2 protein-coding genes and 1 pseudogene are annotated in these 3,428 nt (G+C 47.3%); all 3 read right to left on the bottom strand.

Features of this window, described 5'->3' with window-relative positions:
- Positions 1–45 precede the first annotated feature (45 nt).
- Positions 46–1,128, bottom strand: a complete 1,083-nt coding sequence (locus tag ACJMLT_RS03335) for an ABC transporter ATP-binding protein (protein WP_405726568.1) — start codon at positions 1,126–1,128, stop codon at positions 46–48.
- A 205-nt stretch (positions 1,129–1,333) separates the two neighbouring features.
- The gene (locus ACJMLT_RS03330) at positions 1,334–2,890 is read right to left on the bottom strand and encodes a helicase HerA-like domain-containing protein (protein WP_405726565.1); all 1,557 of its coding nucleotides are present in this window, start codon (positions 2,888–2,890) and stop codon (positions 1,334–1,336) included.
- Positions 2,891–3,024: 134 nt separating this feature from the next.
- A pseudogene (locus tag ACJMLT_RS03325) lies at positions 3,025–3,428 on the bottom strand (hydroxylamine reductase); the annotation flags it as partial.

Raw genomic sequence — 3,428 nt, 5'->3', positions numbered from 1 at the left:
GCAGGTTCTTTTTCTTGGGCATTGCAGCCTGACTTGCACTACTCATCAAACCGCCCCCTGCTCAAATTTCTTGATCGCAACTGCTTTTTCGGGCTTCCAGCATACATATACCTTTTCCCCTTCAGAAACAGCCTGATCCTGCTCGAATCTGGAATATTTCACTTCCATGCCGCCCTTCAGGTCTACGGCAGTTTTTACCACAGAGCCCTGATAGATAAAGTCTTTGATCTTGCCTTCCAGTGTGAAGCCTGCCACAGGTGCTGTGGAAACTTCCAGATATTCGGGGCGGATGGAAACATGCATCTCTTCCCCAACGGCGAAATCGGCACCAACTACCTGCAGGTTGCCTTCTGTGGTTTCCACAGTCAGAAGATCGCCGTCTTTAGCAATGACCTTACCATCAAAAATATTGGATTCGCCGATAAAGCCGGCTACAAATCTTGTTTTGGGATGTTCATAGATTTCTGTGGGCACATCCAGCTGTTCCAGCACACCACCATGCATAACGGCGATACGGTCACTCATGGTCAGGGCTTCTTCCTGGTCATGGGTAACATAGATGAATGTGATGCCCAGCTTTTTCTGCAGACGTTTCAGTTCGATCTGCATCTGTTTACGCAGTTTCAGATCCAGCGCACCCAGAGGTTCATCCAGCAGAAGTACCTTGGGTCTGTTTACCAGCGCACGGGCGATAGCAACACGCTGTTTCTGACCGCCGGAAAGTTCATCGGGCTTTCTTTTTGCGTAAGGTTCCATCTGCACCATCTGCAGCATTTCCGTTACGCGTTCATTGATTTCCGCCTTTGGTACTTTCTTGATGGTCAGACCGTAAGCAATATTGTTGAACACTGTCATATGAGGGAACAGTGCATAGTTCTGGAACACGGTATTTACGTTTCTTTCAAAGGGTTCTTTGTTTTCGACTCTTTCGCCTTCTACCTTGATGATGCCTGCGGATGCTTCTTCGAAGCCTGCGATCATACGCAGTGTTGTTGTTTTCCCGCAACCGGAAGGACCCAGCAGCGTCAGAAATTCGCCTTCTGCAACTTCAAGATCGAGATTTTTTACGACCAGATTGCTGCCGAATCTCTTTTCTACCCCTTCTAAAACGATAATGGGTTCACTCATTTTGATTCCACACCTTCTTTAATCTTCCTTGTTTCAATGCATTTGGACATAGTTTGTGTAATTATAACATTATTTTTAAAAAACCACAACAAAACCACTTCATTTTGTACATTATTTTATTTGATATCTAACACATTCTTTACATTGTTTACCAATATCGCACAAAAAGCGGTGCATTTTTGCACCGCTTTCTTCCGTATTTTTCTTATCTTTTCTTCAAAAGTGTATTCAGCAGACCGCGTTTCAGGGCTTTTACCCCCACATCCATCAGTTCCTTCTGAATTTTTTCCTTGCGTTTTTCTGCAGCCTTGCGTCTCTTTTCTTCTTCTCTTTCCAGCTCTTTCTGACGTTTCAGTTCGGCTTTTTCTCTTTCCTTTTCTTCCTTTGCCAGTCGTTTTTCTTCTTCCTTCGCGGCTTTTTCCGCTGCCTTTTCCTCTTCTTTGGCAGCTTTTTCTTCCTCTGCCGCCTTTGCCTCTTCTTCCTCTTTGCCTGTCAGCACTTCATAGGCAGATTCGTTATCCACGGTTTCATCGTATTTTTCCATACCATCCTTCATCAGCGCCGCACTTCTAGCTGCTTCATCTGCCGCCGCCATCAGGCTCTGGGGGCAGATAATAGAGGTATGCTGTACCATCTGAGGTACCCCTTCTTCATTCAGACAGGAAACCAGCGCCTTGCCCACGCCAAGCTCACAGATCAGTTCCTCTGTTTTGAAGGCAGGATTTTCACGGAAGGACTGGGCTGCCACTCGCACTGCCTTTCTTTCCGCAGGCGTATAGGCACGCAGCGCATGCTGCACCCGATGGCTCAGCTGAGCCAGAACGGAATCGGGAATATCCCCGGGGCTCTGGGTCACGAAATAGATCCCAACCCCTTTGGAACGGATCAGTTTTACCACCTGTTCCACCTTCTGTACCAAGGCTTTCGGCGCATCCGCAAAGAGCATGTGGGCTTCGTCAAAGAAAAATACCAGTTTCGGTTTTTCCATGTCCCCTTCTTCGGGCAGGGTTTCAAACAATTCGGACAGCATCCACAACAGGAAGCTGGAATACAGCTTGGGGTTCTGCATCAGTTTCACACAGTCAAGGATATTCACCATCCCCTTGCCGTTTTCATCGCAGCGCATCCAGTCTGCCATATCCAGCGCAGGTTCCCCGAAAAACTGTTCGCCGCCCTGATCTTCCAGAGGAAGCAGTGCACGGGAGATGCCCCCCAGAGACTGGGTGGTGATATTGCCGTAGTCCACCGCAAATTCTTTTTTATGCTCATCCACATAACTTACCATGGCTCTGAGGTCTTTCAGGTCGATCAGTTTCAGCCCCTTGTCATCAGCAATGCGGAAAATAATATTCATAACACCTTCCTGCGCAGGGGTCAGATCAAGGATCCGCGCCAAAAGATCAGGCCCCATATCGGAAACCGTGATGCGCACAGGATGACCTTTTTCCTGATAAATATCCCAGAAAGTAACAGGATAGCCTTTATATGCAAAGGAATCTCTGATGCCGAATTTATCGATCCGCTTTTCCATGCCTTCATTCTGTTTACCGGGGGCACACAGACCGGAAACGTCCCCCTTGGCATCACAAAGGAATACAGGTACTCCTGCATCCGAAAAAGATTCTGCCATAACTTTCATGGTGATGGTCTTGCCTGTACCGCTGGCACCGGCAACCAGCCCATGGCGGTTCGCCATATTTAAAGGCAGAAACACTCTTTCTTCCTCAGCCAGACCCAAATAAATACTGTTATCCAAAAACATAGGCTTCCCTCCGCTCTGTTTTCTTCTCAAAAACATTTGTATGCCACGATTATACTATTTTTATACATTTTATGCAACGTTTCCTCTATCTCCAATCAAAAAATCCCCCGTAAAAACGAGGGACTGTTTCCATTTTATTTTGTTTCGCCAAAGAACATCTTCAGATCTTCTTCTACCGTTGTGATCCCGCCGATACCGAAATTATCCACCAGCACCTTTGCCACATTGGGGCTGAGGAACGCAGGCAGTGTAGGACCCAGATGGATATTCTTCACACCCAGATACAGCAGGGACAATAGAACGATGACTGCTTTCTGTTCGTACCATGCAATGTTATAAATGATAGGCAGGTCGTTGATATCTTCCAGTCCAAATACTTCCTTCAGCTTCAGGGCAATCACTGCAAGAGAATAGGAGTCATTGCACTGGCCCGCATCCAGCACGCGGGGGATACCGCCGATCTCGCCCAGAGGCAGTTTGTTGTATTTATACTTCGCACAGCCTGCAGTCAGGATCACTGTATCCTGCGGCAGCGCTT

The organism is Anaerotignum sp., assembly GCF_045122575.1.
Lineage (GTDB): Bacteria > Bacillota > Clostridia > Lachnospirales > Anaerotignaceae > Anaerotignum_A.
The sequence above is the reverse complement of the archived record's forward strand: the minus strand, read 5'-3'. Positions and strand labels throughout refer to the sequence as shown.

Coding starts and splice junctions, on each gene's coding strand:
- ACJMLT_RS03330 (WP_405726565.1), bottom strand. CDS start 2,890: ATGTTTTTGGATAACAGTATTTATTTGGGTCTGGCTGAGGAAGAAAGA.
- ACJMLT_RS03335 (WP_405726568.1), bottom strand. CDS start 1,128: ATGAGTGAACCCATTATCGTTTTAGAAGGGGTAGAAAAGAGATTCGGC.